Origin of the sequence: Neorhizobium sp. T6_25, assembly GCF_002968555.1 — a bacterium.
In the GTDB taxonomy this organism is placed as follows: domain Bacteria; phylum Pseudomonadota; class Alphaproteobacteria; order Rhizobiales; family Rhizobiaceae; genus Neorhizobium.
Genome location: NZ_PVBL01000012.1, coordinates 116,328 through 132,034, shown reverse-complemented (window position 1 = coordinate 132,034; position 15,707 = coordinate 116,328). Strand labels below are relative to the sequence as shown.

General features: G+C 63.0%; 13 protein-coding genes and 1 pseudogene. 13 read left to right on the top strand and 1 reads right to left on the bottom strand.

Going from position 1 to position 15,707, the window contains the following annotated elements:
* The 3 genes from C5L10_RS17720 to C5L10_RS17710 all read left to right on the top strand — a co-directional run bounded on the left by C5L10_RS17720 (window position 1) and on the right by C5L10_RS17710 (window position 3,315).
* Window positions 1-1,251: a LysR substrate-binding domain-containing protein gene (locus C5L10_RS17720; protein WP_105430738.1), complete on the top strand. Its 1,251-nt coding sequence runs from the start codon at window positions 1-3 to the stop codon at window positions 1,249-1,251.
* A gap of 96 nt (window positions 1,252-1,347) precedes the next feature.
* A complete protein-coding gene (locus C5L10_RS17715; RefSeq protein ID WP_105430737.1) occupies window positions 1,348-2,127 on the top strand; it encodes an IclR family transcriptional regulator in 780 nt (259 codons plus the stop codon).
* Window positions 2,128-2,301: 174 nt separating this feature from the next.
* Window positions 2,302-3,315, top strand: coding sequence for an amidohydrolase family protein (locus C5L10_RS17710; RefSeq protein WP_105430736.1), 1,014 nt, complete (start codon window positions 2,302-2,304; stop codon window positions 3,313-3,315).
* Window positions 3,316-3,371: 56 nt separating this feature from the next.
* Here the strand turns inward: C5L10_RS17710 and C5L10_RS17705 are convergent, their stop codons facing one another.
* A complete protein-coding gene (locus tag C5L10_RS17705) occupies window positions 3,372-4,175 on the bottom strand; it encodes an MBL fold metallo-hydrolase (protein ID WP_105430735.1) in 804 nt (267 codons plus the stop codon).
* A gap of 196 nt (window positions 4,176-4,371) precedes the next feature.
* Here C5L10_RS17705 and C5L10_RS17700 point away from each other — a divergent pair, with 196 nt between their 5' ends.
* From C5L10_RS17700 to C5L10_RS17660, 10 genes and pseudogenes are all read left to right on the top strand, one after another.
* Window positions 4,372-5,451 (top strand): acyltransferase, encoded by a 1,080-nt coding sequence (locus C5L10_RS17700; RefSeq protein ID WP_105430734.1) that lies wholly within the window; start codon window positions 4,372-4,374, stop codon window positions 5,449-5,451.
* Window positions 5,452-5,510: 59 nt separating this feature from the next.
* Window positions 5,511-6,092 carry a DUF2239 family protein gene (locus tag C5L10_RS17695; RefSeq protein ID WP_105430733.1) on the top strand — a complete coding sequence of 194 codons (582 nt, stop codon included), beginning with the start codon at window positions 5,511-5,513 and terminating at the stop codon, window positions 6,090-6,092.
* A gap of 166 nt (window positions 6,093-6,258) precedes the next feature.
* Complete coding sequence (locus tag C5L10_RS17690; RefSeq protein ID WP_105430732.1) at window positions 6,259-7,062, top strand: SDR family NAD(P)-dependent oxidoreductase; 804 nt, start codon at window positions 6,259-6,261, stop codon at window positions 7,060-7,062.
* Between the two features lie 324 nt (window positions 7,063-7,386).
* Window positions 7,387-9,243, top strand: a complete 1,857-nt coding sequence (locus C5L10_RS17685; protein WP_105430777.1) for a TRAP transporter large permease subunit — start codon at window positions 7,387-7,389, stop codon at window positions 9,241-9,243.
* 45 nt (window positions 9,244-9,288) lie between these two features.
* Window positions 9,289-10,308: a TRAP transporter substrate-binding protein gene (locus tag C5L10_RS17680; protein WP_046638027.1), complete on the top strand. Its 1,020-nt coding sequence runs from the start codon at window positions 9,289-9,291 to the stop codon at window positions 10,306-10,308.
* A gap of 35 nt (window positions 10,309-10,343) precedes the next feature.
* Window positions 10,344-11,219: an IclR family transcriptional regulator gene (locus tag C5L10_RS17675; RefSeq protein WP_105430731.1), complete on the top strand. Its 876-nt coding sequence runs from the start codon at window positions 10,344-10,346 to the stop codon at window positions 11,217-11,219.
* 16 nt (window positions 11,220-11,235) lie between these two features.
* Window positions 11,236-12,405 (top strand): acetyl-CoA acetyltransferase, encoded by a 1,170-nt coding sequence (locus C5L10_RS17670; RefSeq protein WP_105430730.1) that lies wholly within the window; start codon window positions 11,236-11,238, stop codon window positions 12,403-12,405.
* A pseudogene (locus C5L10_RS34345) lies at window positions 12,402-14,042 on the top strand (acyl-CoA synthetase); the annotation flags it as partial. The gene C5L10_RS17670 and the pseudogene C5L10_RS34345, both read left to right, overlap by 4 nt.
* Before the next feature lie 123 nt (window positions 14,043-14,165).
* Window positions 14,166-14,906, top strand: coding sequence for a PCC domain-containing protein (locus C5L10_RS34910; protein WP_371411949.1), 741 nt, complete (start codon window positions 14,166-14,168; stop codon window positions 14,904-14,906).
* A gap of 2 nt (window positions 14,907-14,908) precedes the next feature.
* Entirely contained in the window at window positions 14,909-15,658 is a 750-nt protein-coding gene (locus C5L10_RS17660; protein ID WP_105430728.1) for an SDR family NAD(P)-dependent oxidoreductase, read from the top strand.
* Window positions 15,659-15,707 lie beyond the last annotated feature (49 nt).

The window sequence follows — 15,707 nt, the reverse complement described above, 5'->3', positions numbered from 1 at the left end:
GTGGACTATCCCAATCTGCGCCATATCCGTCTTTTCTGCGCCTGCCTGCGCACCGGCTCGCTGACGCGGGCGGCCGATATTGTCGGCGTCACCCAGCCGGCGGCTTCGCAGGCGATTTCCCGCCTCGAAGACCGCTTTGGAACGCGGCTTCTCGAGCGCGGGCCGGGGCATGCGATGGCGACGCCGGCAGGCCGGGTCGTCCAGGCCCGGTCGCTCAGGGCGCTCGATCTTATCCGAACCGGCTGCCAAAAGCTCCAGGCGGATTCGGGTTCGCGCGGCTCCGGGGCCGATGCAAGACTGACCATCTCCCACCTGCGCGCCCTGCAGGCCTTTGCCCAGACCGGAGGGTTTCCGGGTGCCGCGCGTATCCTCGACCAATCAGGTGCCGCAGTTCAACGCACGGCGCGCAACGCGGAGGCAATCCTCGGCACCAGCCTCTTCGAGGCCGATGGCCGCGCGACGCGATTTACCGGTGCCGGTCGCGCCGTTGCCCGCTGGGCCGGCCTTTCGCTCAAAGAACTCGGCAACGCCACCGAGGAGGTGCAGGAACTGCGCGGCAAATTCGACGGCCTGGTATCGATCGGCGCGCTGCCCATGGCGCGCACCACCATCGTGCCCGATGCCATCGCCTCGCTGGCCCTCACCCATCCGCTGGCGCGGTTCGAGATCCTCGAAGGCAGCTACGAGCAGCTCCTCAGCGATCTGGAAATGGGACATATCGATTTTCTGATCGGGGCGCTGCGCAGCCGCCTGACGTCGACACTCGGCCAGGAGCCGCTTTTCGATTTTCGGCTGGCGGTCGTCGCGGGTGCCGGTCATCCGCTTTCGGGCAAAACGGAGGTCTCGCTTGCCGAACTTGCCTCCTATCCATGGGTGGTGGCGCGCAAGGGGACGCCCAACCGCAACACGTTCGATGCCCTCGCCGCGAAGTTTCCCGACGGGCCGCAGATGCAGGGGACCGTCGAGACCGGTTCGCTGACGGCGTTGCGCGGCATCCTGATGCAGACGGATCGGTTGGCGCTGCTGTCCCGGCATCAGCTGCGGCACGAGTTGAAGGCTGGGTTTCTCGCGCTTCTGAACTATGAAGTGCCGGGAAAGCCGCTGTCGATCGGCATTACCACCCGCCGCAACTGGCAGCCGACGGCCCTCCAGGCGGAATATCTGGCGGCGATCCGGCGTGTGGTCGCGACGGAGGAGGCGGTCAGCGCTCCTGGCGGCAGCCGACTGCCTCCGCTGAAGGCCGCCGAGTAGCACCACTTGCCATTGCAGTTTTCGCAGTTATCGTTATTGCCGCATAGGTCCGGCCGGTCTGATGTCGCGCGCCGTCAGGAAAGAGCGGGAGCATCTTTGAGAAAAAAGGCCGTCAACAGTCTCGAACGCCTTCAGGCGGTACTTGAGGTTTTCACCGAGGACCGTCTGGAATGGACCCCGGAAGAGCTGATGGAGGAACTGGGCTATAGCCGGCCGACCCTCTATCGCTATCTCAAGATCCTGAAGGACAGCGGTTTCCTTACCTCCATGCCGAATACCGGCTTCACGCTGGGCCCGAGGGTGGTGGAGATGGATTATCTCCTGCGGAAATCCGACAACCTCATCCTTTCCGGCGCGCCCTATCTCCAGAAACTCACGGGGCGATACGAGTGCACGGCGCTTCTGGTGCGCTGGTACGGCGAAAAGATCCTCTGCGTCGATTCGATCAGTTCCAGCCGCGAGGCGATCAGCAGCTATCCGCGCGGGCGGCCGATGCCGCTCAGCCGGGGCGCGATCGGGCGGTCCATCGTCGCCTTCCTGCCGCGCCGCAATCTGCTGCCGCTGATCAATCGCACACTCGACGACTGGCAGGCGGCAGGCGCCGGCGATACCGTGGAAGCCGTCCTCGACGGGCTGAAGTCGGTGCGCAAGAAGGGTTACGCCGTGGCCCATGGCGAGGTGACACCCGGTGTCGTCGGTTTCGCGGCACCGATCTTCGATGCGGGCCAGAGCCCCATCGCCAGCTTTTCGGTAACGATCGCCCAAGAACACGCCCGCGGCTCCGCTGTGGAGGATATCGGCCGGGAAGTCTTGCTTGCAGCCGGTGAGATCACCGCCGCGCTGGCCTCACATCGGCACAGGATTTCTAGTCGCTAATCTCATAATGCAAGAAAATGTGTTGACTTTCGGTGGCTGCCTTCGCATTTTGCCGCAACGGAGCATGGCCGAGATCTCGGCATCGCTCGGCTCGCGGATTTTTTAAACGCCTCGGGGCACTGGACTTCCCTCAAGTTCCCGGTGCCGTAGCAGGACAGACAGGAGGAGCATTCCATGAAGAAGATCGACGCTTTCAACCATATCTGGCCAAAGCCCTTTTTCGACAAACTGATCGGCTATATCGGCACGATGACCGACGTCACCATGCGCAGCGGCGCGGTGCCGATGATGACGGACCTCGACCGCCGTTTCCAGGTGATGGACATGTTCGGCGATGACTACCAGCAGGTCCTGTCGCTCGCTTCTCCTCCGCTCGAAAAGCTGGCAGGCCCCGAGCGCGCCTATGACCTCGGTCGGATCGGCAACGACTCGCAGAAGGAGCTATGCGACAAATATCCGGAACGCTTCCCGGCCTTCATCGCCACCGTGCCGATGGAAAACCAGGAATGGATGATGGCGGAAACCAAGCGGGTCGTCGAAGACCTCGGCGCCTGCGCGGTCCAGATCTTCACCAATTACAGCGGCAAGCCGCTCGACCTGCCGCAGTTCGAGCCCTTCTTTGAATATATGGCAAAGTCCGACAAGCCGGTTTTCCTACATCCGTCGCGCGGCGCCAACTTCCCGGACTACCTGACCGAAGACCGTTCGGAATACGAGATCTTCTGGACCTTCGGCTGGCCGTATGAAACCTCGGCTGCGATGGCGCGCCTCGTGTTCTCGCGCATCTTCGACAAGTACAAGGGTCTCAAGGTCGTCACCCACCATGCCGGCGGCATGGTGCCCTTCTTCGAAGGCCGCGTCGGTGCCGGCTGGGACCAGATGGGCAAGCGCACGTCCGATCGCGACCTTTCGGTCGTGCTGAAGGCGCTGGAGCGCCCGCATCTCGAATATTTCAAGGAGTTTTACGCGGATACGGCGAGCTTCGGTTCGACCAAGGCAATCGAGCACGCTATCGAATTTTTTGGCGAAGACCGGGTACTGTTCGCGTCCGACGCGCCGTTCGATCCGGAAGGCGGCCCGATGTACATCCGCGAGACCATCCAGGTTCTCGACAACATGGACATCTCCGACGCCACCCGCCAGAAGATCTACGAGGGCAATGCCAAGAAGCTTCTCGGCCTGAAATAAGCGGATCCGGTTCTTAGGGCTATCGGACGCGCGGGCGGCAACGCCCGCGCGTTTTTTCATTTGGAGAGCCGCTCGATATAACGCCTTGCGGAGCGGGCGACGATCGCCTGTCCATCCTGACGGACATTCTGGTGCGAAAAGGCGCCGTAGATCCGCTCGAAAGGCCAAAGCGCCAGCCGCTCCGCGACATCGGCAACTTCAGCGGCGCTGAGCGGCAGCATGTTGGGGTAGCTCCACATGAAGGAGACGTGGTCGGCGCCCGGCGTGACCTGAACGATGTCTCCGGCCAGCAGCACGCCCTTGTCGTCTTCGCCCGTCCAATGCAGGACGGTGCCGCCGGCAAAGTGTCCGCCGCCATGAACCAGCGTGACGGACGAGGAAAGCACCAGCGCATCCTCGTCCCACAGCCGGACGTGATCCGACGGACGGCAGATCCACTCTTTGTCCGCGGCATGCAGATAGATCGGCGCATCGAAGGCGGCGGCCCAATCCTGCATGGTCGTGTAATAGTGCGGATGGGAGATCGCGATGGCGCTGAGGCCGCCCAACGACTGGACGATCGCCTTGGTCGCGTCGTCGAGGAGCGCGATGCAATCCCAAAGGATGTTTCCCGCCGGCGTGCGAAGCAGCAGGGCCCTCTGGTTGATGGCGAAGGCGGGGACGGTCTGGATCGCCAACAGCTCCGGCTCGAGCTGCGTCCAAGAATTTCGGTGCGTCCGTGCGAGCTTTTCCGTCGTCGTCCAGGCTTGGCCGGAAGGCGGTATATATTGGCGCTCGTCTGTGCAGATGGGGCACGCTTCCGGCGCTTCCTCGGCTTCCTGAAAGGAAGTGCCGCAGGCGCCGCAGAGAAAAACCGACATCGAAACCTCCCTCGGGACTGTCCATGGGTCCCGTCATGAATTTGACAGGAAACGATATTCGTCAAGGAAATGGAAGTCCTTGCGTCCCCTAAGGCTGGCTAGCCGGAACCGCTCGTATTCTCGGGGAAGGATTCACGTTTTCCAAAGGCAGGTGCGATAGGGTCCGGCCTTAAGCTATTTCACCCCAGAGGATCGGATGACGGCCCCGAAGACGCCAAGGCTGCTGAACCTGGATATCCTGCGTCTTGTCTCGGCGCTGATGGTGCTGACCTTCCACTACGGTTTCCGCATGCGGATTTCCGGCGAGGGCGGTGGCATCGGCTTTCCGGAGCTCGCACCGTTTGCCATGTGGTTCGATACCGGCCTGCTGATCTTCTTTGCGATTTCCGGCTATGTCATCACCATGTCGGCGGAAGGCCGCACGGCCTATGACTTCGCCGCCGGACGCTTCGCGCGGCTCTGGCCGACCTTCATCGTCTGCGCGACGATCACCGCCGTCGTGCTCGCCGTCTGGCATGTGCCGACCCTCGATCCGCCGACGGTCAGGCAATGGCTGGCGCATGTCGTCATCATCTCGCGCGGCTTCGGCCAGCCGTTTCTCGACGGTGCCTATTGGACGATCGCCTACGAGATCATCTTCTACTTCTGGGTTTTCCTGCTGATCGCCACCGGGCTTTTCGAGCGCGGCTGGCGCGTTGTCGTACTGGCGTGGCTGGCTATTTCCGTTATCAACGAGGCCTTGATCGGTAGCGGCGCAATCCAGAAACTGCTGATTACGGAATATTCCGGTTATTTCGCCTTCGGCCTGGCGCTTTACAAGGTGAGGCAGCATGCGTCCCTTTCGAGCCTCTGCGTACTTGCCGCCGCCGTCTGCTGGGCGATCGCTACGCCCTTCCTGACCGAACCGGATTTCATCGCAACATACGGACTGAGCCGCAGCGCCGTCGGGCTCGCGCTCATCGGGCCGCTGGCGCTGGCAGCGGTTGCGGTCTGCGCTATGGCGCCGTCGCTGCGCATTTCTCCGGCATTGGCCATCGGGCTCGGCGGCCTCACCTATCCGCTCTACCTGCTGCACCAGAATATCGGTTACGCGGTGTTTGCCCGTTTCGGCACGGATCAGAACCGCTGGCTCGTAGCCCTCGTGCTGGTTGCTGCCCTGCTCTTTGTCGCCTGGGTGATCGCAAGGGCCATCGAACCGCCGGCGCGGCGGGCGATCATCCGCGCTGCCAGCCATCTTCGCGACGGCTTGGGGCGCCTCAGACAGCGGACCGCCTGATCCTGATTGACGGGTTCATTTTACCCGGATAAATCTTCCTTTCAAGACAGAGGAAGCAGATGGCGGATTTTCATTGGACAGCTTTTCGGGGTGAAACCCGTATTGCGGGCGGATCGCCGGCCGAGGTCGTCACGGCGATCAAGGCCGGTGGCCATGAAAGCGTTCTGGTCTTCGACGATGCGACGGGAAAGCCGGTCGATCTCGATCTCCGCGGCACACTCGAAGACTGCCTCGGTCGCCTTCCCAAATCCGATGTGGATTCTGTTGAACCGGTGGAGCGGCGGCCCGGCCGGCCGAAGCTTGGCGTGGTGCCACGCGAGGTGACACTGCTGCCGCGGCATTGGGAGTGGCTCGGCCAGCAGCCGGGCGGCGCCTCGGTGGCTCTGCGCAAGCTCGTCGATGCGGCGCGCGCAGCCGGCAGTTCGGGAGACGACAGGCGCCGGGCTCAGGAGGCCGCCGACCGTTTCATGCGGGCGCTCGGCGGGGATCAGCCGGGATATGAGGACGCGGCGCGGGCGCTTTATGCGGGGCAAGAGGATCGCTTCAAGGATCTGACGGAGAGCTGGCCGAAGGATGTCCGGGACCACGCCCGATATCTCGCCCGGGCTGCATTCGGGGCCCGCTCTGCCGAAGAAAAATAACTTCCGTTATTTCGAGTAGTCGCCGAAAAATGCCGCCGTCATCAGGCAATCCGGAGCAGTCAGGTACTTTTTGAACATGTTCTGTCCGCGATTGAACATGGACCGGATGAAAACCGCACCGTAAGTTGCTTTGCGCCGCCGGGGAGGGTGGCTCGGAGGAGCAGTTATGGATCGCATGAAGAATAAGGTCGTTCTCGTCTTTGGTGCCGGTTCGGTCGGCCCGGGTTTCGGAAACGGCAAGGCTGCGGCCGTCGCCTATGCGCGCGAGGGCGGCAGCGTCGTCTGCGTCGACGTCGATCTCGATGCAGCGAGGAACACGGTCGACGTCATCGAATCCGAGGGCGGCACCGGCCTGGCGCTCGCCGCCGACGTCACCAAATCCTCCGACATTGCGGTCGTCGTCGAATCGACCATGGAACGCTTCGGCCGTATCGACGTGCTGCACAACAATGTCGGCATCAACCTGCCGGGCGGTGCGGCGGAGGCAACCGAGGAGAGTTGGCGCAAGGTGATGGACGTGAACCTGACCAGCGCCTTCCTGACTTGCAAGGCCGTTCTGCCGATCATGGAAAAGCAGGGCGGCGGGGCGATCATCAATATTTCGTCGCTCGCCTCCATCAGGTGGACCGGCTACCCCTACGTTTCATATTATGCATCGAAGGCAGCCCTCAATCACTTCACGCGGGCGATTGCGATCGAATATGCGGCCAAGGGCATCCGCGCCAACGCGATCCTGCCGGGGGTGATGGACACGCCGCATATCCAGAAACAGATCAGCGGCTATTACGGTTCTGCCGAGGAGATGAAGGCCAAGAGAGACGCTCTTTCGCCGATGAAACGCCAGGGAGACGGCTGGGATATTGCATGGGCCTCGGTTTTCCTCGCATCCGACGAGGCGAAATACATTACCGGAGTCGAGCTTCCCATCGACGGCGGGCTGCATGTGACGGTGTCCGGGAGCTTGAGCTGAGGCAATTGCAGCTACGTTGGAGAGAGATCCATGGTGTGGATCGGTTTTAAAGTTTTCTGCCCTGACGGCAAATTTAGGCTTGCCTAATCCTTCCGTGTTCAGCAAACTCCGGCAACTTGAAGAAAACAAGATCCAGATAATGGACCACTGCGGATGGCTGGAGGAGCCGGACGTCGGGAGGAAAAGCGGTTGCGCCGGAGAGGGGTGTAGTCCGCCTGGATTTGCGGCTCGACCGCGATCGATCCGGAGTGTTTCTTTCGTTTGTCCCCTTCCCAGCACTGAGGAGGATGACGCGTGACGGCAGCCCATAATACGATCGAGCCCATGGATGAGGCTTCTCTGCTCGCCGGGCTTGAGGGCGTGGCGCCGCAGCAGAGCGGTTCCGTCTGGATGCGACCGGTGGAGGCGATCGCCGCGGCGCTTCTCGTCGGCATCATCGCGCTTCTGCTGGCCGGAGTGATTTCCCGTTATGTCTTTTCGCTGCCGGTCGTCTGGATCGACGAGGTGGCATCGATCTCCTTCCTCTGGCTCGCCATGCTCGGCTCCGCCATGGCCGTCGATCGCAGCGAACACCTGCGGCTGACGCTCTTCGTCGGCATGCTGCCGGAAAAGCTGCACGGCTTGGCGAACACGCTCGCCCTGCTGCTGATGGCGCTCTTCCTCGGCGTGATGCTGCGGCCGGCCTACGAATATGCGATCGAAGAATCCTACATTACCTCGGCAGCGCTCAACATTCCGATGAGTTTCCGCGCCGCCGCCCTGCCGGTCGGCATCGGGTTGATGCTGATCCTCGCGGTCGTCAACGCGCTGAAGGGATCGACCTTCCGGCAGGTAGCGATGTCCGTTGTGGTCATCGCCGCCGTGACTGCGCTGCTCTGGCTCGTCGGGCCGGGCCTGAAGCAGATCGGCAACTGGAACATCCCGATCTTCCTCGTCGGTTTCGTCGCGCTGTTCCTGGTTCTCGGCGTGCCGATCGCCTTCTGTTTCGGCCTCGGGACGCTGGCTTTCCTGACGTTTACCACCTCCGTACCCGTGTTCGTGATGATCGGCCGCATGGACGAGGGCATGTCGAGCATCATCCTGCTGTCGGTGCCGATCTTCGTGCTGCTCGGCTGCGTGCTCGATGCGACCGGCATGGGCGGGGCGATCGTCGAGGTGCTGGCCTCGCTGCTCGGCCATGTCCGGGCCGGCATGTCCTATGTGCTGCTCGGCTCGATGTTCCTGGTCTCCGGCATTTCGGGCTCCAAGGTCTCCGACATGGCGACCGTCGCGCCGGCGCTGTTTCCGGAAATGAAGCGTCGCGGCCACAAGCCACCGGAGATGATCGCGCTTTTGGCGACCGGGGCGGCGATGGCGGAAACCGTACCGCCATCGATCGTGCTGATCGTGCTCGGCTCCGCCGCCGGCGTTTCGATTGCCGGGCTGTTCACGTCCGGTTTCGCGATCGCCATGGTCCTGCTGCTGGTTCTCGCGATCCTGGCGCGCTGGAAGGCGCGGCACGAATCCATGGCGGGTGTGCGCCGGGCACCGCTTTCGGTGATCAAGAAAGCGTTTCTGGTCGCCGCGCCCGCACTGCTCTTGCCCTTCCTGATCCGCACCGCCGTCGGCGAGGGCATTGCCACCGCGACCGAAGTTTCGACGATCGCCGTCCTCTACGCGATGATCATCGGGGCGACGCTCTACGGCGGCATCAGCCTGAAGAAGCTCTATTCCATGCTGGTGGAGACGGCAGCGCTGTCCGGCGCAATCCTGATGATCCTGGGGGCCGCGTCCGCCATGGCCTGGGCGCTGACCCAGACAGGGTTTGCGGCGCAGCTCGTCGAGGCCGTGCAGGGCCTTCCGGGTGGGTGGATGACCTTCATGGGCGTCACTATCCTGATCTTCATGGTGCTCGGCTGCGTGCTGGAAGGCCTGCCGGCGATCGTGCTGATGGCGCCGATCATGTTTCCGGTCGCCCGCTCGCTCGGCATCAACGACATCCACTATTCCATGGTGGTGGTGACGGCGATGAACATCGGCCTGATGACGCCACCGATCGGCATCGGTTTCTACATCGCCTGCAAGATCGGCAATGTCTCGCCGGACGAAGCCATGAAGGCCATCTGGCCCTATATCGGCGCGCTGATGATCGGCCTTCTGGTGATCGCAGCCGTGCCCTACTTCTCGACGGCCTTTCTCTAAGGGCTCTGAGGCAAAAAACTGGGAACGAAATCGGAGGAGGATTTCATGAACGTCAACCGCAGAACGCTTCTTTTGGGCGCGGCCACGACCGGCATCGCCACGACCTTTTCAATCCGCACGCGGCCGGCCAATGCCGCCGAGTTCACCTACAAGTTCGCCAACAACCAGGCGCTGACGCATCCGATGAACGTCCGCGCCAAGGAAGCCGTCGCCAAGATCCAGGAGGAGAGCGGCGGCCGCATGGCCATCAACATCTTCCCGTCGAGCCAGCTCGGGGCCGACACCGACATGCTGAACCAGGTGCGCTCCGGCGGCGTCGAAATGTTCAGCCTGTCGCCGATCATCCTGTCGACGCTGGTGCCGAATGCCTCGCTGAACGGCGTCGGTTTCGCCTTCCCGAGCTATGACAAGGTCTGGCCGGCAATGGACGGCGAACTCGGCAAATATGTTCGCGGCGAGATCGAGAAGAAGGGCCTGCTGACGCTCGACAAGATCTGGGACAACGGTTTCCGGCAGATCACTTCGTCCAAGGGGCCGATTACGACGCCGAAGGACCTCGAGGGCTTCAAGATCCGCGTGCCGGTGAGCCCGCTCTGGACCTCCATGTTCACCGCCTTCGGTTCGGCGCCCGCCAGCATCAACTTTGCGGAAACCTATACCGCGTTGCAGACCGGCATCGTCGACGGACAGGAAAACCCGCTCGCCATCCTGACGACAGCGAAGCTGTTCGAGGTGCAGAAATACGTCTCGATGACGAACCACATGTGGGACGGTTTCTGGATCCTCCTCAACCGCCGCTCCTGGCAGGCGCTGCCGGCAGATCTGCAGGGTATCGTCTCGAAGCACTTCAACGCCGCCGCCGAGCTGCAGCGCAAGGACGTCATGGGCCTCAACGCCACCGTCCAGGCCGAACTCGAAGGCAAGGGCATGAAGTTCAACAAGCCGGACGGCGCGCTTTTCCAGGAAAAGCTGCGCGCTGCGAATTTCTACAAGGACTGGAAGTCGAAATACGGCGACGAGGCCTGGGCGATCCTCGAAAAGGCTATCGGCAAGTCATTGAGCTGATCGGTAGCGGCCATGCATCTGATGGGAAACGGCATATGCAACAGGTGATCGAAATCCCTTCGGGTCTTCGGGAAGGTGTCGTTTCCGGCTCGCAGGCGGTGGAGCGGGCGCTGCAGCTCCTCTCCATCGTCGGTCGCGGCGCGGAAAAGGGCGTGGCGCTGGCCGATGTGGTCGCCGATAGCGGCCTCAACAAACCCACCGCCCGGCGGTTGCTGATGGCGTTGATGCGGTCCCGCCTCGTCGAACAGGACGAGCTTACCCGCCGATATTATCTCGGCGGGGAGCTTTACGTACTCGGCATGCTGGCCTCTCGCCGTCACGGCCTTCTGGAAATGGCGGGCGAAAGCCTGAAGCGGCTTTCCGGCAAGTCGGCCGATACGAGTTTCGTCTCGATGCGGCGTGACGATTACGCCGTCTGCCTGCATCGCGAGGAGGGCACGCATCCGGTGCGCACCCACGCGCTGCTGACCGGCGACCAGAACCCGCTCGGTGTCGGCGCTGGATCACTTGCCATGCTGGCGGCATTGCCGGACGCGGAAGTGGAGGCGGTTCTCGGTCGCATTGAAGGCGTCATTGCCGCGCAATATCCGGGCTATTCCCCTCAGATTATCCGAGAGGATGTCGCTCGCTCACGCGAACTCGGTTACGCGCTCAATCCCGGGCGGGTAATCGCCAATTCCTGGGGGATCGGCATGGCGATCCTGCTGCCCGACGGGCGGCTTGCAGGAGCGTTGTCGATTGCCGCGATCGACAGCCGCATGGGTGAGGCGCGTCAGAAGGAGCTCGCGGCCCAGCTCGCCCACGAGGTCGAGCGGGTGCAGGGCAAGCTGAAATCGCTGTTCAGTTCGGAGAAGCCGGCGCTTCGAAAGGCGCCGCAAGCGGCACGGTCGAGAACACCGGAACGGGTTTGAAACGAAGGAGAAGGTCATGGCAGGAGCGCAGATCGTCGGTTGGGCGCATTCGAAGTTCGGCAAGTCCGAAGCGGCCTCGACGCGGGAATTGATGGCCGAGGTAATCAATCCGGCCCTCGAACATGCCGGCATCACGGCCAAGGATGTCGACGGCATTTTCGTCGGCGTGTTCAACAACGGCTTTTCGAAGCAGGATTTTCAGGGCGCCCTGGTGGCGATGGCGGCCGACGGGTTCGACCATGTGCCGGCGGTGCGGATGGAGAATGCCTGCGCCACCGGTTCGGCGGCGCTCTATACAGCGCTGGACTTCATCGCTGCCGGCCGCGGCAAGATCGCGCTGGTCGTCGGCGCCGAGAAGATGACCGCTCTGCCCACGAAGGAGACGGGCGACATCCTGCTGTCGGCCTCCTACCGCGAAGAGGAGGCGGACGTTGAGGGCGGCTTTGCCGGTCTCTTCGGCCGCATCGCCAGCCATTATTTCCAGCGCTATGGCGACCGCTCGGAAGAGCTGGCGATGATCGCGGCCAAGAACCACGCGAACGGCATGAAGAACCCCTATGCGCATATGCAGAAGGATTTCGGCTTCGATTTCTGCAACACGGTGTCCGACAAGAACCCCTATGTGGCAGCGCCCCTGCGCCGTACCGACTGCTCGCTGGTGTCCGACGGTGCGGCCGCCCTGGTGATTGCGGCACCCGAAGTCGCGGCCGGCATGAAACGCGCGGTCGCCTTCAAGGCGCATAACCATGTCAACGATATCCTTGCCATGTCGCGTCGCGACCCGATCGCCTTCGAAGGCGCGCGCAGGGCCTGGCAGAAATCGCTGGCGGAGGCGGGCGTTTCGCTCGACGATCTCAACTTCGTCGAAACCCATGACTGCTTCACCATCGCCGAACTCATCGAATACGAGGCAATGGGGCTCGCCGAGCCCGGCAAGGGTTATCGCGTCATCCGCGAAGGCATCACCCGCAAGGACGGCCGCCTGCCGGTCAATCCGTCGGGGGGCCTAAAATCCAAGGGCCATCCGATCGGCGCGACCGGCGTTTCGATGCATGTGATGGCGGCGATGCAGCTTTGCGGCGAGGCGGGCGAGATGCAGCTGCCGAAGGCGACGATGGCCGGTGTCTTCAACATGGGCGGTGCTGCCGTCGCCAATTACGTGTCGATCCTGGAGCGGACGAAATGAACGCGACGACCTCGGTTGGCGTCGGCGATCGGACTGAGCCGAAGGGAGGGCTCAGCCCCCGCTCGACGCGGGTAATGAACCTCGCCCGCTTCGTGACGCAGGTGATGCGCCGCGAGCCGCAGGGTATTGCCCTTGTCTGGGCCGAAAAGTCCTGGACCTGGGAAGAGTTCGAGGCGCGCATCGACGCGATGGCGGCAGCGCTGCAGCAGCGTTTCGGGGTGACCAAGGGCGACCGTATCCTGGTCCAGTCGCAGAACTGCAACCAGATGTTCGAGAGCATGTTCGCCTGTTTCCGGATCGGCGCCGTCTGGGTGCCGACCAATTTCCGGCAGACGCCGGAAGAGGTCGCCTATCTCGCCAAGGCAAGCGGCGCGACCGGTTTGATCTGCAACGCCTCGTTTCCGGATCATGCGCGGGTGGTGCGGGAGAACAATCCGGAGATCGGTTTCGTCCTTGCCATCGGCGAGGCGCATTTCGGGCCGTCCTACGACACTATCGTCGAGGAATTCGGCGGCAGGAAGCCGGCCGAAGCGCGGGTCGAGCGCGACGATCCGTGCTGGTTCTTCTTCACGTCGGGCACGACCGGCCGGCCGAAGGCGGCGGTGCTGACCCATGGCCAGATGGCCTTCGTGATCAACAACCATCTCTGCGACCTGATGCCCGGCGTGACCTCCGCCGATGCAGCGCTGGTTGTTGCGCCGCTCTCGCATGGCGCCGGTGTCCACCAACTCACCCAGGTGGCGCATGGGGTGAAGACCATCCTGCTGCCGACCGAAAAATTCGATATCGACGCGGCGTGGGCGCTGGTCGAAAAATGGCGCGTCTCGACGATGTTCACGGTGCCGACCATCCTGAAGCTGCTGGTCGAGCATCCGGCCGCCGAGAAACACGACCACTCCTCGCTCCGCTACGTCATCTATGCCGGTGCGCCGATGTATCGCGAGGACCAGAAGCGGGCGCTGAAAGCCCTCGGGCCGGTGATCGTGCAATATTTCGGGCTCGGCGAGGTGACGGGGGCGATCACCGTCCTGCCGCCAGCCTTGCATTCGGCCGAGGACGGCGAAGCCGCCAGGATCGGGACCTGCGGCATGGAACGCACCGGCATGCAGGTGTCGATCCAGAACGATGCGGGGGAAGAGGTCGGGCCTTGCGAGACCGGCGAGATCTGCTGCATCGGCCCGGCCGTCTTCGCGGGTTATTATGACAATCCCGAGGCCAACGAGAAGGCGTTCCGCAACGGCTGGTTCCGCACGGGCGATCTCGGCCATATGGATGCGGAGGGTTTCCTTTACATCACCGGCCGCGCCTCCGACATGTATATTTCCGGCGGCTCGAACGTCTATCCGCGCGAGATCGAGGAGAAGCTCCTCACCCATCCGGCAATCAGCGAGGTGGCCGTGCTCGGCGTGCCGGATCCGCTCTGGGGCGAAGTCGGCATCGCCGTCTGCGTCGCCAAGCCGGGTTCGGCGGTGACCGAGAAGGATTTGTTCGCATTCATCGACGGCCGGATGTCCCGATACAAGATGCCGAAGCGCTTCATCTTCTGGGATGCGCTGCCGAAATCCGCCTATGGCAAGATCACCAAGAAGATGATCCGCGAAGAGCTGCAGGCACGCGGCGAGCTCGATAATAAGTCGGCTAACGATCCGCCGGCGTTACGCCAACTCAAACATCCGGGTCCCATCGCGCCGATCAGGCGAGAGGCGGTGCGAACCGTGGTGAAGCCGGTCGAGGGCGTGCTGCGGGCCGGCGAGGTTTTCATGGCCGAAGTGGCGCGCGTTTTCGCGGAGGCGGGCTGCAAGGGCGGTTTCGTCAATATCGAGGGCGGCGCCTGCGATCCGTTCCGTTATGTCCTGCCGGCCTTCTCACCGGACGAGGATCATGCTGCCTGGTATAGCGCGACCTTCGCGCCGGAGGCGGGCGGCAGGTTTTTGGCGGCGACCGCCATGGTCGGCGAACGGGACGGGGCGCCGTTCCTGCATTGCCACGGCATCTGGGATACCGGCGAAGGGCTTTTGCGCATGGGGCATGTGCTGCCCTTCGACAGCATTGTCAGCCGTCCGATCGCGGTCAAAGGTTATGGCAGCGCCACCGCGACCTTCTCGTCGATTCCCGATCCGGAAACGAATTTCACCCTGTTTTCCGCCAGGGGCGAAAGCGGCGAGGGCAACGGCATCTTGCTGCGGGTACGCCCGAACGAGGATGTCGGGATGGCGATCGAAGACGTCTGTCGGGAGCATGGCATAGAGAACGCCCGCATCTACGGCATCGGCAGTATCAATGAGCCCGTGTTCGAGGATGGGCGTCGCGTGGTCTGCCTCGCGACCGAGATCGCCATCGAGAACGGCGTGCTCGAAATGACACCGGATGGGCTTCGGGCCTCCATCGACGCCGTGGTCGTCGATACGGATGGCGTGATCTATCACGGCCGGCTGGCGCGGGGCGACAATCCCGTCGGCGTCACTTTCGAACTGGTCATCATCGAAAACCGGGAGAGCTGAACATGCGCAGCGTCGTCGTCACGGGTGCGGGATCGGGTATCGGCCTTTCGACGACGGAGCTTCTCATCGAAGCCGGCTGGCACGTGCTGGCTGCAGACCGCGACGTCGCGGCACTCGAACGGCTGATGGAACGGCTCGGAAATCGGTCCGGTCTCCTCACCACCGTTCTTCTCGATATCACCGACGAGAAGGCGATCGCCGAACTCGCCGATCGCTGCCAGGCGCTTCAAAACCCGCTGCAGGCGCTGGTCAACAGCGCGGGCATCGGTTCGAACGTTCGTTTCGCCGATACCACGACCGATCAGCTGCGGCGGATCTACGAGGTCAATGTCGTTGGCGCGTTTGCGCTGTCGCAGGCGCTGGCGCCGATCATGCGGGAAAACGGCGGCGGGTCGATCGTCCACATCGCCTCGGTCTCCGGCATCAAGGGCAATCTTGGCCGTTCCGCCTATGGCGCGTCGAAGGGCGCGCTGGTGACGCTCACCAAGATCATGGCGGTCGAACTCGCTGACGACCTGATCCGCGTCAACGCCATTGCGCCGGGTCCGGTCGAGACGCCGATGGTCAAGGAAAACCACACCGCCGCGACGCGCGAGGAGTGGAAACGCACCGTGCCGATGCGCCGCTACGGCCGGCCGGAGGAGATTGCCACGGCCATCGCCTTTCTCGTCGACGAACGCCAGTCCTCCTATGTGACCGGTCAGATTCTCGCCGTCGACGGCGGATTTACGGCTGCCGGGCTGATGGCCTGATCCGTTCCGGCACGACGTTCGTCATATGACAATCTCTTCATGAAAATAG